Annotated in this window: 19 protein-coding genes and 1 tRNA gene; 6 read left to right on the plus strand and 14 right to left on the minus strand. The window is 69.3% G+C overall.

Features of this window, described 5'->3' with window-relative positions; translation table 11 throughout:
• Window positions 1–24 precede the first annotated feature (24 nt).
• Window positions 25–99 (plus strand) — tRNA-Cys (locus OG588_RS18850).
• A gap of 254 nt (window positions 100–353) precedes the next feature.
• On the opposite strand, the gene OG588_RS18855 is transcribed toward OG588_RS18850, so the two are convergent.
• A complete protein-coding gene (locus OG588_RS18855; protein WP_405948314.1) occupies window positions 354–1,217 on the minus strand; it encodes an SDR family NAD(P)-dependent oxidoreductase in 864 nt (287 codons plus the stop codon).
• Between the two features lie 217 nt (window positions 1,218–1,434).
• On the opposite strand from OG588_RS18855, the gene OG588_RS18860 reads away from it, so the two are divergent.
• From OG588_RS18860 to OG588_RS18875, 4 genes are all read left to right on the plus strand, one after another.
• On the plus strand, window positions 1,435–2,109 hold the full coding sequence (locus OG588_RS18860) for a TetR family transcriptional regulator (protein WP_405948315.1): 675 nt from the start codon (window positions 1,435–1,437) through the stop codon (window positions 2,107–2,109).
• Between the two features lie 47 nt (window positions 2,110–2,156).
• The gene (locus OG588_RS18865) at window positions 2,157–2,858 is read left to right on the plus strand and encodes an NAD-dependent epimerase/dehydratase family protein (RefSeq protein ID WP_405948316.1); all 702 of its coding nucleotides are present in this window, start codon (window positions 2,157–2,159) and stop codon (window positions 2,856–2,858) included.
• A 65-nt stretch (window positions 2,859–2,923) separates the two neighbouring features.
• On the plus strand, window positions 2,924–3,313 hold the full coding sequence (locus tag OG588_RS18870) for an antibiotic biosynthesis monooxygenase family protein (protein WP_405948317.1): 390 nt from the start codon (window positions 2,924–2,926) through the stop codon (window positions 3,311–3,313).
• A 185-nt stretch (window positions 3,314–3,498) separates the two neighbouring features.
• On the plus strand, window positions 3,499–4,032 hold the full coding sequence (locus tag OG588_RS18875) for a DUF4328 domain-containing protein (protein ID WP_405948318.1): 534 nt from the start codon (window positions 3,499–3,501) through the stop codon (window positions 4,030–4,032).
• 69 nt (window positions 4,033–4,101) lie between these two features.
• Here OG588_RS18875 and OG588_RS18880 read toward each other — a convergent pair whose 3' ends face one another.
• The 12 genes from OG588_RS18880 to OG588_RS18935 form a co-directional block, all read right to left on the minus strand.
• On the minus strand, window positions 4,102–4,821 hold the full coding sequence (locus tag OG588_RS18880; protein ID WP_405948319.1) for a DinB family protein: 720 nt from the start codon (window positions 4,819–4,821) through the stop codon (window positions 4,102–4,104).
• Window positions 4,822–4,938: 117 nt separating this feature from the next.
• Window positions 4,939–6,123: an SUKH-4 family immunity protein gene (locus OG588_RS18885; protein WP_405948320.1), complete on the minus strand. Its 1,185-nt coding sequence runs from the start codon at window positions 6,121–6,123 to the stop codon at window positions 4,939–4,941.
• A gap of 170 nt (window positions 6,124–6,293) precedes the next feature.
• Complete coding sequence (locus tag OG588_RS18890; protein WP_405953156.1) at window positions 6,294–6,791, minus strand: AAA family ATPase; 498 nt, start codon at window positions 6,789–6,791, stop codon at window positions 6,294–6,296.
• Between the two features lie 44 nt (window positions 6,792–6,835).
• Window positions 6,836–9,154, minus strand: a complete 2,319-nt coding sequence (locus OG588_RS18895; RefSeq protein ID WP_393043302.1) for a xanthine dehydrogenase family protein molybdopterin-binding subunit — start codon at window positions 9,152–9,154, stop codon at window positions 6,836–6,838.
• Complete coding sequence (locus OG588_RS18900; RefSeq protein WP_405948321.1) at window positions 9,151–10,788, minus strand: 2Fe-2S iron-sulfur cluster-binding protein; 1,638 nt, start codon at window positions 10,786–10,788, stop codon at window positions 9,151–9,153. The genes OG588_RS18895 and OG588_RS18900 overlap by 4 nt, the downstream gene beginning before the upstream one ends.
• Window positions 10,785–11,678 (minus strand): xanthine dehydrogenase family protein subunit M, encoded by an 894-nt coding sequence (locus OG588_RS18905; RefSeq protein WP_019056386.1) that lies wholly within the window; start codon window positions 11,676–11,678, stop codon window positions 10,785–10,787. The genes OG588_RS18900 and OG588_RS18905 overlap by 4 nt, the downstream gene beginning before the upstream one ends.
• Before the next feature lie 244 nt (window positions 11,679–11,922).
• Window positions 11,923–13,563, minus strand: coding sequence for a beta-N-acetylhexosaminidase (locus OG588_RS18910; RefSeq protein ID WP_405948322.1), 1,641 nt, complete (start codon window positions 13,561–13,563; stop codon window positions 11,923–11,925).
• A gap of 1 nt (window position 13,564) precedes the next feature.
• Window positions 13,565–14,428: a carbohydrate ABC transporter permease gene (locus tag OG588_RS18915; RefSeq protein WP_405948323.1), complete on the minus strand. Its 864-nt coding sequence runs from the start codon at window positions 14,426–14,428 to the stop codon at window positions 13,565–13,567.
• A complete protein-coding gene (locus tag OG588_RS18920) occupies window positions 14,425–15,342 on the minus strand; it encodes a carbohydrate ABC transporter permease (protein ID WP_405948324.1) in 918 nt (305 codons plus the stop codon). Before OG588_RS18920 ends, OG588_RS18915 begins: the two co-directional genes overlap by 4 nt.
• Before the next feature lie 43 nt (window positions 15,343–15,385).
• Window positions 15,386–16,681, minus strand: coding sequence for an extracellular solute-binding protein (locus tag OG588_RS18925; RefSeq protein WP_405948325.1), 1,296 nt, complete (start codon window positions 16,679–16,681; stop codon window positions 15,386–15,388).
• A 242-nt stretch (window positions 16,682–16,923) separates the two neighbouring features.
• Window positions 16,924–17,211: a DUF3039 domain-containing protein gene (locus OG588_RS18930; RefSeq protein WP_026178118.1), complete on the minus strand. Its 288-nt coding sequence runs from the start codon at window positions 17,209–17,211 to the stop codon at window positions 16,924–16,926.
• Between the two features lie 85 nt (window positions 17,212–17,296).
• The gene (locus tag OG588_RS18935) at window positions 17,297–17,869 is read right to left on the minus strand and encodes a YqgE/AlgH family protein (protein ID WP_405948326.1); all 573 of its coding nucleotides are present in this window, start codon (window positions 17,867–17,869) and stop codon (window positions 17,297–17,299) included.
• 252 nt (window positions 17,870–18,121) lie between these two features.
• Here OG588_RS18935 and murA point away from each other — a divergent pair, with 252 nt between their 5' ends.
• Complete coding sequence (murA, locus tag OG588_RS18940) at window positions 18,122–19,468, plus strand: UDP-N-acetylglucosamine 1-carboxyvinyltransferase (RefSeq protein ID WP_019056393.1); 1,347 nt, start codon at window positions 18,122–18,124, stop codon at window positions 19,466–19,468.
• A gap of 99 nt (window positions 19,469–19,567) precedes the next feature.
• Here the strand turns inward: murA and OG588_RS18945 are convergent, their stop codons facing one another.
• The gene (locus OG588_RS18945) at window positions 19,568–19,849 is read right to left on the minus strand and encodes an HU family DNA-binding protein (RefSeq protein WP_019056394.1); all 282 of its coding nucleotides are present in this window, start codon (window positions 19,847–19,849) and stop codon (window positions 19,568–19,570) included.
• Between the last annotated feature and the right edge of the window lie 333 nt (window positions 19,850–20,182).

Here is a 20,182-nt window from a genome sequence, read left to right on the forward strand (position 1 = left end):
TCCTACGGTCAACTCAACAAACACGGCCGTGTGCCCGAGTGGTTCAGGGACTCGCCTGCAAAGCGAGTTACGCGGGTTCGATTCCCGCCACGGCCTCCAACTTTGTGGATGACCTGCACGTATACACGTTGCAGAGTGCTTCCTACATCTGGGACTCCCACGCCAGACAGGACTACGTCAGTCGCTTGGTCCTCTACCGAATGACCTAGCGCCAGAGCGCCACATCGTGCACAGGGAGCCCGAGTGACCTCACGTACACCTCTCCGGCCCGGCCGTTGCGCGATCCGCGGACGGCCGGGCTCGACAACGATGAGGACAGTGAGGGCGGTGGGCAGGACCGACCGAGCGGTGGGTCAGAGGGCGAACTCGACGGGCTCCTTGCCCTGCGTGACGAGGCTCTTCCACAGGTCGCTGGGGTTGCCGGTGGAGGCGTTGCGGAACTCCTCCCAGTACCAGTCGGCGCCCAGGAGCTGCTTGACGCGAGGGACGGCGACTCCGTCGGGGCCGGTGTAGTAGCGGACCTTCTCGATCCTGCCGTCCGTGACCGCCTGGTAGATGGCCTGCGCGGTCACGGACGGGCTGGAGCCGGTGCCCTGCATGCCGAAGAAGCGCTGCATGCCGGACTGGTAGTCCTCGGGGATGTCGCCCGCCTGGTCGATCTTGGTGAAGATGCGGGTGGCGTGGGCGCCCGGGAAGACCGCCTTGACCGAGACACCGAAATCCGCCATCTCTACGTTGAGGCCCTCGGAGAAGGCCGCGACCGCGGCCTTGGAGGCGGCGTAGACGGCGGTGTAGGGGTAGCCCTGGTCGGCGCTGATCGAGGAGATGTTGACGATCACGCCGGAACGCTGCTCGCGGAAGTGCGGCAGGAAGGCCTTGGTCAGGGCCATCAGGCCGAAGACGTTGGTCTGGAACTGGTCGTGGATCTGCTCCATCGAGGCGGCCTCGACGGGGCCCATGTGGTAGTAGCCGGCGTTGTTCACCAGCGCGTCGATGCCTCCGAACTGGGCGGCGGCCTGTTCGGCGAAGGCGGTGTCGGCACCCTCGTCGTTGACGTCGAGCAGGAGGGTCTTCACGTTCGGCAGGTCGTCATGGATGGCGAGGTCCGTCTCCTTGCGGACGGTCGCTACGACGTTCCAGCCCTGGGACGCGAACAGGCGGACGCTGTCGCGGCCGAAGCCGGAGGTGGTGCCGGTGATGACAACGGTGCGGTTCATGAGGGGGACTCCTTCGTGACGTTCTGTGCCGGAACGGTGGATGTGCGTCCGCGCTCGGCTCGATCCGCCGGGGCTCGGGCCACCGAATTTCCAGACCAGCGGTCTCTTACGCGATCAGGGATTCGGCCCATTTCAGACCGACGGTCTGTTGTGATGCATTCAACTTAAGGCACCGTCGGTCTGATGTCAAAAGACCGGGAGTCTGTAATATGTGGGCATGAATACTTTCCAGCGTGCGCGCAGCGAGGAGCAGCGGGAGATCAGGCGGCGGGCGATCCTCGACACGGCCGCCGCCATGCTCGACGAGATGCCGGTGAGCGCGGTGAGCCTCAACGAGCTGAGCCGTCGCGTCGGGCTCGCCAAGTCGAACGTGCTGCGCTATTTCGAGTCCCGCGAGGCGGTCCTGCTGGAGCTGCTGGACCACGCCTGGAAGCAGTGGATGGCCGACCTGCCCGACCTGCTGACCGCCGGCATCGACGCGGAGGCCGCGGTGGAAGAGCGCGGCGAGCAGTTCGCCGCGGTGATCAGCGACTCCCTCGCCGAACGCCGCATGCTGTGCGATCTGCTCAGCGCACAGGCCGGCGTGCTGGAACACAACGTTTCCCCAGAGGTCGCCGCCCGCTACAAGAGGGCCGCCGTCGCCAACGTCGACGCGCTCACGGCCCTCGCCCGCGTTCACCTGCCCGAGCTGGGCGATCGCGCTCAGCAGCTGGCGGCGTCCATGATCATGGTGATCGGTGCGGTGTGGACCCACGCCCGCCCGTCGCAGGCGATGCTCGCCGCCTACGAGGCCGACCCCTCGCTCGCCGTTCTGAAGATGGACTTCGCCGTCGCCCTACAAGAAGCGCTGGCCACCCTCACCGTCGGCACGCTCGCCCGCACTTCTCTCTGAATGCCACCGCCAGCCCAGAGCCACCCCTCTCATGCCTAGGAGCAACCGTGCGCGTCATCATCTTCGGAGCGTCCGGAATGGTCGGACACGGCGCACTGCGCGCCTGTCTCCTCGACGAGGCCGTCACCGAGGTCCTCGTCGTCGTCCGCAGCCCTCTTCCGCTGGACCATCCGAAGCTGCGGCAGATCATCCACACCGACTTCACCGACTACACCGCCGTCCAGGACCAGTTGACGGACCTGGACGCCTGTTTCTTCTGCCTCGGCGTCTCCGCCCTCGGACGCGGTGAGGAGGAGTACACCCGCGTCACCTACGACTACACCCTCGCCGCCGCCCGTGCCCTGCACGCCGCGAACCCCTCGCTGACCTTCGTCTACGTCTCCGGCGAGGGCACGGACAGCACCGGCAGGAGCCGCCAGATGTGGGCCCGCGTCAAGGGCCGCACCGAGAACGACCTGCTCGCCATGCCGATGCACGCGTACATGTTCCGCCCCGGCTACATCCAGCCCGTCAGCGGCGCCACCTCCCGCACCCCGGTCTACCGCGTCCTGTACCGCATCACCGGGAGCCTGTACCCCCTCCTGCGGCGCGCCTTCCCCCGCCATGTCACCACCACCGACGCCGTCGGACACGCCATGCTCGCCGTCACTCGACTAAAAGGCGCCGGCCCCACGGTGCTGCACAACCCCGACATCAACCGCCTCGCCGCAGTCGAGCCCGGGCAAGCGCCAAAGCCTCCGCACTCCTGATCGTCCTGGAGGCCGCTCCCGGCACCCCGAAGATCTGGCGACGCCCACTGCCCTACCGTGGCGCCATGAGCGATCACTCCGAGGGGCCTGTCACACCCGTCGAGGCCTATGAACCCCCTTACTACGTGGCTGTCTTCACCACGGTGCGAACTCAGGACCAGAGCGACTACAGCGAGACCAACGCCCGTATGGAGGACCTGGTGAAGGACATCCCCGGGTACCTGGGGATGGACCACGCCCAGACTCCGGGCGGGCTGGGCATCACCGTCGGGTACTTCCGCGACGCCGACGCCCTCACGGAATGGCGGACCGACGCCGAGCACCACGTGGCGCAGAAACGCGGGCGAGCCCAGTGGTACGAGAGCTACACGCTGCATGTGGCGAAGGTGGAGCGGAGTCACGGGTTCGTGCGGGCGCAGGTGCCGCAGGACCCGCAAAGCCCTGCGGCAGGCTGACCGGCCGAAGTCCTGGACCGAGGACGTGAAAATCGTACGCGCGTGCGGCGATCGGACCCCTATGATCACTCAGCCCCGGCGTCCGCCGCGGCCACACCCGCCTCCGAGACAGGCCGAAGTCGATGACGAGTACCGCCCGCAGAGCTCCCCGGATCCTTGTCCGTTCCGCGCAGGTGGCGATAGCTGTGTCCGCTGTGGCGGACGTGTTCCGTGCGGCGGCGGTCCGGGATCAGTACGTGGACCGCTCGGACGCATCCGAGTCGGGCCTCATCTCCATGGTCTTCGTCTATCTGACGACTCTCGCGATCGTGCTGTTCCTCGTGTGGCTCACCCAATCCCGGCGCAACGCCCATGAGTTGATGCCCGGGGCCGCGGTGCCGAGTCGGGGCCGGACGATCGGCATGTGGTTCATTCCGCTGGTCAACCTCATTGTTCCTCGCGGGATCATCCTCGCCATCGGACGCGCGAGCTCCGCGTCCTGGGAGGAGAAGCGGGACACGACCCTGGTGAACGCGTGGTGGGCCGCCTGGGTCGGGCACGGGCTGGTGCTCACGGTCGCGAGCCGGGTGGCCCCGGGCTCGATGGCCTTCCTGGTGGTGGAGGAGGCACTCATGATCGCGGCGGCCGTACTGGCGGGGCTCGTGATCGAGCGCATCACGGCGTTGCAGAACGCCGCACTCGGTGCCACCGTTCCGGCCGAGCCCCTCGCCCAGACCTGAGGTGCTTCCCTTCCCTGCCCTCGGTTGAACTCCCTCAAGACGCCCGAACTCCCCCAAGGCGCCTCGGACTTAGCCCTCGCTCACAACCCGCGCCCGCCACAGATCCCGCAGCAGCGCGATCTCCGCCATGTGGTGAATGAATTCCAGGTTCGCCCCCGCCAGCACAGCGACAAACGGGTCGTCCGGGTCGGAGCCGTACGGGTACTGGGAGAAGCCGACCGTATCCAGCTGTTCCTCCGTGACCGTGGCGGCGGCCGCTCGCCAGCGGTCGATCACCGGCCAGAACCGCTCCAGCGTCAAGGCCGCCGAAGGTGTGAAGTCGACCATCAGCTTGGGATCTTGCCGCCGGTCACCGAACGCCCACTCCCACGCCCCCGCGAACTGGAAGTGCAGGTGCCCCAGTCGCCACGCGATGGTCGTGATCGGGGTCGTGTCCGGTTCCGGCTCGCCCGTGTGGGCCAAGATCTGCTCGACCCGCTCGACGGTCACGCTCCAGTCGTCGGCGATCTTGGCAACCGTCATACCGTCGGCGGCCTGGCGGGCCACCTCCGCGTACTCGCTCGCCGGGATGTCCGCCGCGCCCAGGTCGAGTACCCACTCCCCCGGCCCGAACGCCCTTGGTGTCACCGCCTCGCCGCGACGCCGGAGCGACCAGCAGTCTGGCGCCGGCTCCCACAGGTACTCCTCGTCACCGAGCCCCCTCAGCCGGACCTCGGCCATCTCCCGGGCCTTGTCGAACTGCTCCAGCAGCAAGCCGAGTCGGTCGGTCCGCGTGCGCCCGGTCTCCATGTGTGATCCCCTCGCCCGTGCCGTCTCGTACCCGCGCCCCATCGCGGTGCGGTCCAGCGGACCGTAACGGCTCGGCCCACTCGGCGCGAACGAATTCCTCGGCCGCCCACGCGCGCGTCACAGCACCCCGCCCGCCTCGTCCCGGAACGCCTCCGTCCAGTAGTGCGGGTGGCGGCCGGACCCCTGGGTGTTCCGTCCCGTCGGGTCCACCGTCGCCAGGGTCTGGAGCATCGTCGTCGCCAACTGGTCGTACGCCTCTGCCGTCAGCTCGCCCGACAGGTCCGCGTCGATCGTCTTCTCGCGGTGGAGCAGCCACAGGGTGAAGGCGAGGGTCGAGACGTCCGTGTTGAGGGGAGCCAGTGTCGCTTCCGGCTCGCTCCAGGTCAGGACCTCGCCCGTCGCACCGTCCACCACCAGGCTGTTGTCCTCCAGGAGGTAGCCGAGGCGGATCAACTGGTCGGCGTGGGGCGGGAGTTCCTCGGCGGGCTCGTCCTCGTAGAACTCGGCGAGGGTGGACAGCGAGACGTCCGTGTCCAGGTGGAAGAGGAACGCGTCCTCGGGCAGGCCCGTCTCGCGCAGGAAGCGGCGGGTCGGTTCGTGGGTGAGGGTGGCGGGGAAGTCGACCTCTTCGAAGCGCGCGACCGTGCCCTGGCCGAACTCCTGGTCCAGCAGGCGGGCCGGGATGTCGAGGGTCAGACCTGACGTCGTGCCGGGACCGGCGACCAGCGCCAGCGGGCGGATCAGTGCCGCCGCCTTCCAGAACGGGGGCACCTCGCCGGCCGTCCCCGACTCGAACACCGCGAGCAGTTGGCGGGATGCCTCCGCCGCCGTCTTCGTGCCGTGCCGGCCCTCGTAGGACGCGAACTGGCCGCGCAGGTCCGTCAGTTCGTCCGTCGTCGTCGTGAAGCGGGCCAGCGTCTCGATCGACGGGGCCAGCGGGCCGGTCTCCATGAGGTCCGGGCGGTCGTGGAAGAAGTACGTCGTCGCGATCTCGCCCGTCTCGCCGTCCAGCAGGATCGACTCCGCCTCCGCGCCGCCGGGTCCCCGGAGCGCGCCTATCACCAGCTGATCCCGGAGCGCCTGCGCCAGTGGGCCGGGGTCGCCCAGCGAGTCCGCGACCGTCCGCAGGCCCTCTTTGCGCAGCTCCTCGAACGTCAACAGGCCGCTGTCACCCGGCAGTCCGGGCCCCGTCAGCCAGCGGCGCGTCGACGCGTGCGTGATGTACGGATCGAGGTCGTCCTCGGTCAAGGTGATCGTGGACGTGGTCATGGTCGCCGTAGAACCGGCGTAGGTCCTGCTCATTGTTCGTTCCCCCGTGCGTGAATCTTCCCCGTGTGCCACCGGTGTCCCGCTGTCTCCCCACTGCCCAAAACCCTACGCGGCACCACTGACAATCGCCCTGACCAGCGAAAACGCCTCGCAGAGCGCGGGAGGACGCGAAACGTCCGAAACGTCCTCACCTCATCAGACGCTCAAACCACCCGCGAACGTTCCCGTCCCTCGATGATCGCGTCCACCGTCTCCCCCACCGTCAGCCCGGAGGTGTCCAGCCACAGGCCGATGCGCGGGGTCTCCGTCCGCAGGGTGCCGTCCAACTCCTCGACCGTCCACGCGCCGTAGCCGTTCTTCGCCCGGCCCGCCTCTCGTGCCGTCACGGTCGCCGGGGTCGGTGCGAGGACGATCACGTGCAGCGGGCGGGTGCGGATCAGGTCGACGTACGCCGGCAACTCCACGCCCAGCACCACGTCCTGGACGACCGCCGTGAACCCGGCCTCCGCGTACGCGTCCGCCGTCGCCGCCGACAGCCGGTACCGCAACCGGAGTTGGGACTCCCCCTCGCCGCCCGCACCGGGAACGTACTCCTCGCGTCCCGAGACGACCATCCGCCGGAAGACGTCACCCCGGACATGCGCCGCCCTCGGCAACCTCTCCGCCAGCGCCTGCGCGACCGTGGACTTGCCCGCGGCCATCACGCCGGTGATGAGGACGACCCCCTTGAGCAACGTCCGCCCGCCTACTGGCCGTAGGGACCGCTGTTCGTCACCACCGCCGCCTGCGGGCGGATCGGGAGGCGGTTCACGGGGCGGCCCGTCGCGGCGCGTACGGCGGACGCGATCGCCGCCGGGGAGGTGACCACCGGTACCGCGCTGACCGCCTTCGCCCCGAAGGGGGCGACCACGTCACGTTCCTCGACGAGTTTCACGATCTTGATGTCGGGGGTGTCCAGGGCGGTGGGCAGGGCGTAGCCCGTGAGGTCGGGGTGGCGGATCAACCCGCGCGCGGTGCGCAGGTTCTCGGTGAGTGCGATGCCCACGCCCTGGGTTACCCCGCCCTCGATGCGGGCGACCAGCTGGGTCGGGTTCAGGATGCGGCCGACGTCCTGGGCGAGGGCCAACTCGACGACCCGGACCGAGCCCAGCTCGATGTCCACGTCGACGACCGCGCGGATCGCGCAGAAGGCGAGCCCTACGAAGGCGTCGCCCTGGCCCGCCTCGTCCAGGGGCTCGGTCGGGTGCGGGCGGCACTGGGCGGTGGCCCAGAGTTCCTTGCCGTCCAGGGCCTCGGTGACGGTCGTCGAGAGGACGCCGTCGTAGGAGGTGATCTTGCCGTCGGTGATCTGGAGCAGCTCGGTCGACATCCCGAACTTGTGCGCCAGCGGCTGGAGTAGCTGGGTGCGGACCATTTTCGCGGCCCGTTCGACCGCGCCGCCCGATACCCAGGTGTGGCGTCCTCGGCAGCCGGGGCCGGCCGGGGGCTGATCGGTGTCTACGGGGGCAACGTGCACCTCGTCGATACCGAGGGTCTCCTGGACGATCTGCCGGGCGAGCGTGGTGAAGCCCTGGCCGGTCTCGACGGCCGCGCACAGCACCGTAGCGATGCCGTCGTGGACCTTCACGGTGGCCGTGGAGACCTCGTCCGCGCCCTCGGCGCCGAGCATGTGGACCATGCCGAGGCCGTAGCCGACGCCCCGGCGCACCGCGCCCGGTTCGCCCGCGCCCTCGGGGCCGCCGGGCAGCAGCCACTCGTCCTCGGGGGTGTCCTTGGGGAGCTGCGGCAGCGGGAAGTCCCGTACGGCCTGGAGGAGTTCGGCGACCGGCGCCGGGCAGGTCACCGTCTGGCCGGTCGGGAGGACGTCACCGGTGGCCATGGCGTTGCGCAGGCGCAGTTCGGCCGGGTCCATGGCGAGCTTCTTGGCGAGCTTGTCCATCTGCGCCTCGTAGGCGGCGCAGACCTGCATGGCACCCTCGCCGCGCACGTGCCCGGAGGGCGGGTTGTTCGTGCGGACCGCCCAGCCCTCGATGAAGGCGTTCGGGACGACGTACGGGCCGCAGGCGAAGGAGACGGCGGCGGCCAGCGCCTCCGAGGAGGTGTCGGCGTAGGCGCCCGCGTCGAGCAGCACCTGGGCCTCGACCTTGACCAGCCTGCCGTCCTCGTCCGCGTGGTGGCGGTAGCGCAGGAGCGTGGGGTGGCGGTGGGTGTGGCCGAGGAAGGACTCCTCGCGCGTGGCGGTGAGTTTGACCGGGCAGCCGGTCTTCAACGCGAGCAGTCCGAGCGGGAGTTGGAAGCCCTGGTCCTCGCGGTCGGCGGTGGCACCGGGGACGCCGGTGACGACGACCTTCACGCGGTCGGACTCCAGGCCGAAGCAGGCGGCGGCCGTGTCGCGGTCGTTGTGCGGGTCCGTGGAGGCGATGTACAGCTCGACGCCGCCGTCGGGGCGGGGCACGGCGAGACCGGCCTCGGCGCCGATGGGGGCAGGGTCCTGGCGGCCGATGCGGTACAGGCCCTCCACGACGATGTCGGCGACCGCGTCCGGGTCGCCGTGACGCAGCGGGATGTGCCGGATCAGGTTGCCGTCGGGGTGCAGCGGCTCGGCCTCGAAGGCCTGCTCGGGGTCGGTCACCGGGTCGAGTACCTCGTACTCGACCATGATGGCCGCGGCGGCCATCCGCGCGGTGTCGGGGTGGTCGGCGGCGACCGCGGCGATGGGCTCCCCGTGGTGGCGGACGACCTCGGAGGCGAACACCGGTCGGTCGGCCGTGCCCCGGCCGTAGCGGTCCCGGCCCGGCACGTCCTCGTGGGTGATGACGGCCCGTACGCCCGGCATGTCGCGCGCGTGGGACGTGTCGACGGACACGATGCGCGCGTGCGGGTGCGGTGAGCGCAGGACGGCCGCCCAGAGCAGGCCCTCGGCCCACAGGTCGGCCGCGTACGGGAAGGTGCCCTCGGTCTTCGCGCGGGCGTCGGCGGCCGGGAGGGAGGCGCCCAGGCCGTGGCCCGGATGCTCCGCGGCGGGCGCGGCCTCCGTGGTCGCGGTGGCGGCTTCGTTGCTCACGCCTGACCTCCGTCCTGGCCGTAGACCTGGTCCTGCGTGCGCGGGGACTCGAACGCCGACTGGTGGACGCCACCGCCCCCGGGACCCGCCTGGTGGGGAATACGCGCCTCGTCGCCGTCCGACTCAGGTTCGGCGGCAGCGGCGTGCGCCTCACGTTCGGCGACGACTTCCTGTACGGCGTCCAGGACACCCCGGTAGCCGGAGCAGCGGCACAGGTTGCCGCACAGGGCCTGGCGCGCCTCCAGTTCGGTGGGCGCGGGGTTGCCCTCCAGGAGGTCGTGCACGGTCATCGCCATGCCGGGCACGCAGAAACCGCACTGCACGGCACCGCACTTGGCGAGCGCCCGCTGCACGTCGGAGGGCTGACCCTCGACGGCGAGACCCTCGACCGTACGGACCTCGGAGCCGGCGGCGGTGACGGCGGGCACCAGGCAGGAGGCGACGAGCCGTCCGTCGACCTGGACGTTGCAGGCTCCGCACTCGCCCTGCGAGCAGCCGTCCTTGGCGCCCGCGAGGCCGAGGCGTTCGCGCAGCACGTAGAGCAGCGACTCGCCGATCCAGGCGTCGGTGACGGGCCGGTCGGCGCCGTTGACGCGCAACACGTAGGAGGCGAGCGGGTGTTCCTCGCCGGGGATCTTCGGGGCCGGTTCGGCGGCCTCGTCCGGCGCGTCGGGCTCGACGGCCGTCACGGGCGCCTCAGCGGCCTCCGGAGCGTCGTCGGCATCCTCGGCCGCGTCGGCCGCCGCGGACGTCTCAGCGGGCCCCTCGGCGCCCTCCGCGGACCCTTCGCCGTCGTCGCCCGCCGCGCCGCTCCCATGAGCCGACTGTGCGTCGTCCGCGGCGAGTTCGGCGGCGGTGTCGTCGTGGCGGTCGGCGCGCGCGTCGCCGTAGGGGTCGCCAGGGGCTTCGGAACGGGTGTGCGCGTACGGGTCGCCGGGTTCGCCGTACGGCTGCCGGGTCGCTTCGGCGGGCGGCCGGGTGGCGGCCTGCGCCGACACCTCGCCGGTCGTCCCGGACCGGTCGGCCGGGTGTTCCATGCCGTGCCCGTCCGTGCGGGTCCCGGGCCGCTCCGCCACGTCCGCGCCGGACGCCTGCTGTGCCCAGTTCTGGCCCGCGCCGTCCGTCGCCCAGGGCGCGGGCGCGCCGCCGGGCAGGGTGGCCGGAGGGGTGCCGCCCCACTGCTCGACCAAAGCCGAGGTGGTGAACTCGCCCGATTCGTCCGGGAGATCACCACCGGCGACGGGGATCGACCACTCCCCGGTCACGTCACGCCCGGAAGCTCCGCCCCCGTCTGGGGCGTTGGTGTCTTGGAATGTCCACTGGCCGGTGCCGCCGGGGCGGTACGAGAACTGGTCGCCCCCGGCCGTCCCCTGCTGCGGTACGGCGTTCGGGTCGGGCCACTGGACGCCCTCGGCGGGCACCGCCCAGGACCCGGACGACGACGGGTCGGCGTCCGGGGCGGCCTCTATGGGCGGCGGCACATAGCCGTGCCCCGGGGCGGCCAGGAGGGCATCGATGCCCCCTTCGGGGAGTTTCACGAAGGCCGTGGCGCCGTCGTCGTAGTCGCCCTGGGGCAGCGGGTCCCAGCGTCCGCCGCCCTGAGGGGTGCCCTCTCCGTGCTGGTCGTCGGTCACGACAGCGCCCTCCCGAGTGCTCGTCGGGCCAGTGCGGCGACGGTGCGCCGCAGGTGCAGTACCGCGGGCGGAAGCTGTTCCACGGAGCCGTCCTCGGCCGGTACCGGGTCGGGGATGCAGGCCGCGGCGACGTACTCCCCGAAGGCGCTCAGCGCCTCGGGGACGATCGTGCGGCTGTTGTCCCAGTCGATCAGCCGGGCCACCCACTGTTCGGCGTCCAGCGGTCTGAGCGGCATCGGCGCTATGGCTCCGACGGCGCACCTGACCCCGCGCCTGGCGGGGTCGAGGACGACCGCGACGGACGCGACCGAGCGCCCGGGTCCTGTCCTGCCGGTGGCCTTCAGGAAGACCTGCGGGGCGTGCAGCAGCGGCACGCGCACGAAGCCGATGAGTTCGCCGCCGCGCAGCATCTCCACGCCGGCCAACAGGTGCGACACCGGGATCTCCCGGCGGGCTCCGTCCTGGCCCGCGATGATCAGCGTCGCCTCCAGGGCGGCCAGTACGGGCAGCGCGTCACCGGTGGGCGCGGCCGAGGCGATGTTGCCGCCCAGGGTGCCCGCGTTGCGGATCTGCGGCGGGCCCGCGGCACGCGCGGAGGCGGCGAGCGCCGGGATGAGGGCGGCGAAGTCCGGGCGGCCCATCCGGGCATGCGTGAGGCCCGCGCCGAGCAGCGCGTGCCCGTCCTGGTACTGCCACCCGCGGATCTCGCTGATCCGCCCGAGACCGACCAGCGCGCTGGGCCTGAGCTGCCCCGAGTTGACGGCCGCCATGAGGTCGGTGCCGCCGGCCACGGGAACGGCCGTGGGCAGGGCCGTGAGCGCCGCCACGGCCTCGTCCAGCGTTGTGGGCAGCGTGACGGACTGCCCCGCCTGCGGTGCGTGCGTGGTCAAACCGGCTACCCCTTCCCGCTGCCCCACCTGGTCCCACCTGTTGCTGCCGTACGGTACGTGCTGACAGGGCGGACGTGGCAACTCTGGCACATCTTCGCAAGACCCGAGCGCGGGGGTCCGCTAGGAGGCATTCGCCCGTCTCATCCGGGAGATGGTCCGTTTTCGTACGGCATCACCGGTACGCGCAAATTGCCACCCATCGGGGACTCTTGGGGGCTTTTCCCCTTACGGGTTCCGCGCGTTCTCACGCGCGCGGGGGCGGGCCGTCCTTGGGTCGGCCGAGCACTCCGGGGCGACGTTGCCATGGCAGTGGTCCGGTGGGCGGACGGTAGGCGACGCCCAGGGCGTCGAGGCGCGCGTAGTGGGCGGTCATCCGGCGCTCGAAGTCGGCGAAGTCCCGTTCCCCGGGCGCCGGAAGAGCGCTCCAGGCGACCTCGGCGAAGGCCGCGAGCCGGGGGAACGTCTGGTAGTCCACGCGTGCGTGGTCCTCCATCACCTCGGTCCACACGTTGGCCTGCGTGCCCAGCACATGACGGGCCTCGGCCTCGCTGAGCTGCTCGGGAACCGGCTCGAAGCGGTAGACGTCCTCCAGGGTGCGCACATGGGCGATCGGCACCGGCTCGTCCTCGCCCGGAGCCTGCCGCCAGTCCAAGTACACATACTGCTCAGGGCACATGACGACGTCGTGCCCCGCGCGGGCGGCGGTGATCCCGCCCTCGTACCCACGCCAGGACGACACGACCGCCCCGTCCGCGAGCCCGCCCTCCAGGATCTCGTCCCACCCGACAAGCCTTCTCCCGCGCGCGGAGAGCCACTTGTCGAAGTGTCCGATGAACCAGGACTGCAACTCGTCCTCGTCCGCGAGCCCGAGTTCCGCGATGCGCGCCTGCGCGGTCGGCGACTGCTTCCACTGGTCCTTGAGGCATTCGTCACCGCCGACGTGAATGAACTCCGAGGGGAACAGCTCCAGGAGTTCCTCGAACACCCCCTCGTAGAACCGCAGGGTGTTGTCAGTGGGGGCCAGTACGTTGGGGTTGATCCCCCAGTTGTCCCAGACGGAGAGGGAGTTGCCCCCCTCGATCGATGCAGTGATGACGTCGGTGTTGCCGAGTTCCGGATACGCGGCGATGGCGGCCTGCGAGTGTCCCGGTACGTCGATTTCCGGGATGACGGTGATATGCCGCTCGGCCGCGTAGGCGACGATCTCCCGGATGTCGTCCTGCGTGTAGAAGCCGCCGTGGGGCTTGTCGTCCCACAGCGGTGAGGCACGGTGGCCGAATTTCGTACGGGCCCGCCAGGAGCCGATCTCGGTCAGCTTCGGGTAGCGGTTGATCTGTACGCGCCACCCCTGGTCGTCCGTCAAGTGGAAGTGGAAGACGTTGAGTTTGTGCGCCGCCATGAGATCCAGGTAGCGCAGGACGCCTTCCTTGGGCATGAAGTGCCGGGCTACGTCGAGCATGAGGCCGCGCCAGCGGAAACGTGGGGAGTCCTGGATCGTGAGATGCGGCACGGCCCAGGTCCGACCGCGGTCGAGCGGAGCCCTGCGATACGCGTCGGGGCCGAGGAGTTGACGGAGCGTCTGGGCGCCCCAGAAAACCCCGGCCGGGCTGCCGCCCTCGATGAAGACCCCGTTCGAGTCACTGACGAGGCGGTACTCCTCGGGGCCGAGCGCGTCGTCGAGTTGAAGCCCGATGCCGCCGTCGCGGGCGTCGTCGAGTTCCCGCCCCTCGTGCAGCGGCAGACCGGTGGCCTGCTGGAGGGCAGTGCGCATCCAGTTGCCGACGCCTTCCGTCGCGTCGCCGGCGTAGAGCTTGGAGCGCTTCGTCAGCCGCACCTCGCCGGAACCGACGGCAACACTGCGGGGCTGAGGAATCAGTTCGGTCACGTCAGTCCTTAACCGCTCCGCCCAGCCCCGAGACCAGACGTCGCTGTACGAGTACGAAGAACACCAGCACCGGAATCGTCATCACCGTGGAGGCCGCCATGACCCCGCCCCAGTCAGGATCGTCCGGCTTGTAGAAGACAAGGAGGGCCATCGGCAGGGTCGACTGGGAAGTGTCGCTGATGATGAAGGACTTGGCGAAGAGGAAGTCGTTCCAGGCCGAGATGAAGGAAAACACGCTCGTGGCGACCAACCCCGGGAAGACGAGCGGGAAAAGGATCTGCCACAGGAATCGCGACCGGCTCGCCCCGTCGATGTACGCGGCCTCCTCCAGCGCGTCCGGTACGGCTTTCACGAACCCCCGCAGCATCCAGATCGCGAACGGCAGCGAGAACGCGATCTGAGGCAGGATCAGCGCCCCCAGCGTGTTCAGCAGCCCGAGCCCCCGCATGGTGAAGAACAGCGGGATCGTCAGCGCTTCCACGGGCACCATCTGGGCCACCAGGAACATGATCAGGAGGGTGGTCCGGAAGCGGAACCGGAATCGCGTCACCGCCGTAGCGGCGAGAAAGGCGATCAACGCCGAGACGATGACCACCGAGCCCGCCACGACAAGGCTGTTGACGAAGTAACGGCCGAATTCCTGCTGCCCGAACACCCGCCGGAACGAGTCCAGAGAGGGCGCGAGCGTCCACGGCCGGGGCTCGCTCGACTCGATCTCCCCGGCCGGTTTGAAAGCGCTGAGCACCATCCAATAGAGGGGGAAGGCGACGACGACCGCGATCAGCAGCGCCGAGGCCTCGGCAGCGAGCCGCCAGGGCCGCCGGGGTCGTCGTACAAAGCCGCCAAGACCGCGAAGCAGACTCACAGCTCCTCCCCCTGCCTGCGCAGCAGGCGCAGATAGACCAGCGTGACGGCGAGCAGCATCAGCAGCATGACGACACCGATCGCCGAACCGAGGCTGTACTTCGAGGACGCGAACGCCTGTTGGTAGGCGTACACGTTCAGCACGAGGTTCTGGCCCGCGATGCCGCCGCCGTTGGTCATGACGTAGATCTGGGTGAAGACCTTGAAGTCCCAGATGACGGACTGAATGGTCACGACGGTCAGGATCGGCCGCAGCATCGGCGTCAGCACGGACCGCCAGATCCGCCACTGCGAGGCCCCGTCCAGCGCGGCGGCCTCCAGCACCTCGGAGGGCACGGCACGGATCCCGGCGTAGACGGTCACCATCACGAACGGGAAGGAGCACCACACCACTTCGAGCAACACGAGGAAGAACGCGCTCAGCCGCCCGTACGTCCAGGAGTGATCTCCGAGGCCGAGGATGCGATTCACCGGCCCGAAGTCAGGGTCGAAGAGCAGCAACCAGACCGTGGAACCAGTGACCGCCGGTGTCGCCCAAGCGCCGAGCGCGGCCAGCATCAACACCAGCCGAGGCAAGGCCCGCACCCGCGTGAGCAACACGGCGAGCGCACACCCGACAGCGAGCGTCGACACCACACACGCCCCCGCGAACAACACGGTGGCCACCAGCACTTGCCAGAACTGACTGTCCGAGAAGAGCGCGGAGTAGTTCCCGAACCCCTCGAAGGCAGTCGGCTCCCCACCACTGACCTGGGCTTGCGTGTACTGGAAGAAGGAGATCAGGCCGAGCTGATAGATCGGGTAGACCAACAGCCCACCAAGGACCACAAGAGCCGGGGCAAGATACAACCAAGGCGTACCTGAACGCCCTTGGGGGCGCGGGGAACTGCGCGACAAGCCACGACGCTCCCGCACCCGCGAACGCTCCACAACAACCGAGCTATTAGGCGCCACCGGATCAACCCGCAGAGCTAAACGCCGCGTTCATCTTCTTCGCCGCGTCCTTAGAAGCCGCCGCCACGTCCTTCTTCCCGCTGATGACCTCCTGCAGCATCGTCGGCAGCACCAGCGAAGAATCGATCTCCGACCAACCGGGCGACGCAGGCACGAACTTCGTCCCCGCAGCCAGGGTCTGAACGAACGGCTTCTCGAACGGCACCTTCGCCGCAGCCGCATCCCGGACGTCGGTGAACGTCGGCAGGAACCCCATCGCGTCGAACATGGACGCCTGCGTAGCCTTCGAGGTGAGCTGCTCCATCAGATCCACCGCCAGCGTGCGGTGCGACGTGCTCTTCAGGACACCGATGTTGTTGCCCCCGGCGAACGCGGGAGCGACAGACCCGGACGCGACCCCCGGCAACGGCACGACCGCGTACTTGCCCTTGACCTTGCCCGCCTCGACAGCCGTGTGGCTGAAGTCGCCCCCGATCGCCATCCCCGCCTTGCCGGCGGCGAACGCGGTGATCGTGTCGTTGCCGCCCATCACCGCGCACTTGGCGGCGGGACAGTTGTCGCTCGTGAAGAGGGAGGTGTAGGCCTTGATGCCCTTCTGCGCGGCGGCACTGTCGATCCCGGAGGTGTACGAACCCCCCTTGGCGGTGGCGAGTTCACCACCGTTGGCCCACACGAAGGGCATCGCGCCGTACGTGTAGGCGCCGCCGACGACCAGGCCGTAGAGGTCGGACTTCGCCTTGTGGATCTTCCGGGCGGTGGCTGCCAACTCGGCCATGGACTTGGGGGGTTGCAGGCCCAGGTCCTTGAACACGTCGGTGCGGTAGTACAGGGCGCGGACGCCGACGTAGAACGGGGAGCCGTACGTCTTGCCGTCGACCGTGACGGACTGCTTCGCGGTCGGGTCGGTGTCCTTGGCCTCACTCCACGCGCCGAACTCCTTGGTGACGTCGAGGAGTCCGCCGTCCTTCACATAGCCGGCCGTGTCGGTGTTGCCGTACTCCATGACGTCGGGCGCGGACTTCGGGTCGTTGAAGGCGGCCTTGACGCGCTGGGCGCGGGTGTCGATCGGGATGTACTCGACGTCCACCTTGGTGCCCTTGTGGGCCTTCTCGAAGGCGGTGACCACGGAGTCGACGACCTTCGCCTTCGGGTCGTTGCCGACCTCCTGGAAGAGCCACACCCGCAGGGTGCCGCTCTGGTCGTCCTTGTCCGAGGACGAGTTGTCGGAGGTCTGGGGCGCGCAGCCGGCGACGACAGCGGCAGCCGCCAGGAGTACGGCGAATCTGGGGGCGAGCTTCATGGAGCGTTCCTCCGGGAATCCGGGCGTGCGTTGCAACATATGCAATGGGCGTTTCGCTCTGCACAACACCACGGAGATTAAGGAGTAGATGAACGCGGCCACAAGAGGTCTCAACCACTTCGTGACACGCGAAAGCCAGCCGAAAAGCCGTCGAAACATGCAAAAGGCCCTCAGGGCGCACCGAAGCGCGCCCTGAGGGCCTCAGAAACCAAGAGCCTCAGAAAGTCAGACCGGCCGAACGGCTACTTGTCGCCGCCCTTGCCCTTGTCGCCGTCGCCACCCGAGCCCATGGACTCGTAGATCTCCTTGCACATGGGACACACCGGGTACTTCTTCGGGTCGCGGCCCGGCACCCAGACCTTCCCGCACAACGCCACCACGGGAGTGCCGTCGAGGGCGCTCGCCATGATCTTGTCCTTCTGGACGTAATGGGCGAAGCGCTCATGGTCCCCGTCGCCGTGCGACACCTGGGGCGTCGGCTCTACGAGGGTCCCCGTACCAGTCCCGCGCTCGGGCTCAAGAGTGCTCATACGGCCAAGGGTACTGAAGCTCACGGGCATCAGTTCCGCGAAGGGTCGTTCAGTTCGGGGATCGGTTCAAGGATCGGTTCAGGGATCAGTTCAGCGAGGCGTCGTCCGGATACGTCGCCACCATCGCCAGCTCACTGCGCTGGCGGCGCAGCACCTCGCGCCAGAGTCTCTCCGGGGACGGCGAGGACACGTCGCCGGGCTCCGACTCGACGACGTACCAGGCGCCCTCCACCAGTTCAGACTCCAGCTGCCCGGGTCCCCAGCCGGCGTATCCGGCGAAGATCCGCAGCGAGCCGAGCGCCGAGGCGAGCAGCTCCGGCGGGGCCTCCAGGTCGACGAGTCCGATCGCGCCGTGCACGCGCCGCCAGCCGAGCGGGGCGCGCTCGCCGGCCGCGCCGCCCGGGATGACGGCGACGCCGAGGGCCGAGTCCAACTGCACCGGCCCGCCCTGGAAGACGACGCCCGGCTCGCCGGCGAGATCCGCCCAGCCCTCCAGGATGTCGCCGACGTCCACAGGAGTCGGCCGGTTGAGGACGACACCGAGGGAGCCCTCCTCGTCGTGGTCGAGAAGGAGCACCACCGCGCGGTCGAAGTTCGGGTCCGCCAGGGCGGGTGTTGCCACGAGCAACCGCCCTGTGAGCGAGGACACCTCGGTCATGCCTGACATGATCCCGCATCTTCCCCGTGATGGGGGACGCAATGCGGGTACCAGAGTGCATGCAGCTCAGGGCGCACCGAAGCGTCCTCCGCGCACACCCCCACCCCGTGACCCCATGTGTCCGATTGAGAACGGTTCGTGTTGTGACACAGCTATGACGTGGCTGAGCGGTCCTCGGGCTTACAGGAGGGGGGTGGGCGGCGATTACTCTGTCTCTTCGGCCCCTGCCCAACTCCACGGAACGCGAGATTCATGACCGTCAACGGCTCAGACGACGTACTGCTTGTCCACGGCGGAACCCCGCTGGAGGGCGAGATCCGTGTCCGCGGTGCGAAGAACCTCGTACCCAAGGCCATGGTCGCCGCCCTGCTGGGCAGTGAGCCAAGTCGACTGCGCAACGTACCGGACATCCGAGACGTTCGTGTCGTACGCGGACTCCTGCAACTGCACGGGGTGACGGTCCGTCCGGGTGAGGAGCCGGGCGAGCTGGTGCTCGATCCGTCGCACGTGGAGAGCGCCAACGTCGCCGACATCGATGCCCACGCGGGCTCGTCGCGCATCCCGATCCTGTTCTGCGGTCCGCTCCTTCACCGGCTCGGGCACGCGTTCATCCCGGGGCTCGGCGGCTGTGACATCGGCGGCCGGCCGATCGACTTCCACTTCGAGGTGCTGCGGCAGTTCGGCGCGAAGATCGAGAAGCGGGCGGACGGCCAGTACCTGGAGGCCCCGCAGCGGCTGCGCGGCACGAAGATCCAGCTGCCGTACCCGTCCGTCGGCGCGACCGAACAGGTGCTGCTGACGGCGGTGTTGGCGGAGGGCGTCACCGAACTCGCCAACGCGGCCGTGGAACCGGAGATCGAGGACCTCATCTGCGTACTGCAGAAGATGGGCGCGATCATCGCCATGGACACCGACCGCACGATCCGCATCACCGGTGTGGACTCGCTCGGCGGCTACACCCACGCGGCCCTCCCGGACCGTCTGGAGGCCGCGTCCTGGGCGTCCGCGGCGCTGGCGACCGAGGGCAACATCTACGTCAAGGGCGCGCAGCAGCGCTCGATGATGACGTTCCTCAACACCTACCGGAAGGTGGGCGGTGCCTTCGCGATCGACGACGAGGGCATCCGCTTCTGGCACCCCGGCGGGCAGTTGAAGTCCATCGCGCTCGAAACGGACGTGCACCCCGGCTTCCAGACGGACTGGCAGCAGCCCCTGGTCGTCGCCCTCACCCAGGCGACGGGCCTCTCCATCGTGCACGAGACGGTCTACGAGTCCCGGCTGGGCTTCACCTCCGCGCTCAACCAGATGGGCGCGCACATCCAGCTCTACCGCGAGTGCCTGGGCGGCTCCCACTGCCGCTTCGGCCAGCGCAACTTCCTGCACTCGGCGGTCGTCTCGGGCCCGACCCGCCTCCAGGGCGCCGACCTGGTCATCCCCGACCTCCGCGGCGGCTTCTCGTACCTCATCGCCGCGCTGGCGGCCCAGGGCACGTCCCGCGTCCACGGCATCGACCTCATCAACCGCGGCTACGAGAACTTCATGGAGAAGCTCATGGAGCTGGGCGCGAAGGTCGAACTCCCGGGCAAGGCCCTGGGTTAAGCATCTGTAGTACGACGATGGGGCGGCCACCCTGACCGGGTGGTCGCCCCATTCGCGTTACTTGAGCCTCGTACGCAATCCCGTCGCGTACGCGAAGGCCTACTTGCCCTTGGCGGCTTCCTTGAGCTTCGAGCCCGCGGACACCTTGACGCTGTAACCGGCGGGGATGTTGATCGGGTCGCCGGTCTGCGGGTTGCGCGCGGTGCGAGCGGCACGGTGGGTGCGCTCGAAGGTCAGGAAGCCGGGGATCGTGACCTTCTCGTCGCCCTTGGAGACGATCTCGCCGACGGTCTCGGCGAACGCGGCCAGAACGGCGTCGGCGTCCTTGCGGGTCACCTCGGCACGGTCGGCCAGCGCGGCCACCAGCTCACTGCGGTTCATGTTGTTACTCCCGTGTTCTTCTTGCCGTTTGAGGCGTGCCACGCGGCGGAGCCGCATATCGGGCACGGTGAAGCCGATGCTGCCAGGGTCCTCGGTGAGTCCCCGGACCCGGGTCCGTCGTCCAGACCCTCGCGCCCGAAGACGCATCCTGCCCCTACCTGCGGCGGGAAAGCCAATCCGGCACCCGTAGGAGTCGCGAGAACACCCTTGGGAGTCACACGAAGAGCGCCACGCCCTCTGCGTGATGACGCTCCGTCGGCTCCCGGCAGCGAGGGCCGGGCCTGGAAGGCCCGAAACCTGGCCGCCACGATAAACGGCCGCCGAAGGCCCCGG

Origin of the sequence: Streptomyces prunicolor, from assembly GCF_045162825.1 — a bacterium.
In the GTDB taxonomy this organism is placed as follows: domain Bacteria; phylum Actinomycetota; class Actinomycetes; order Streptomycetales; family Streptomycetaceae; genus Streptomyces; species Streptomyces prunicolor.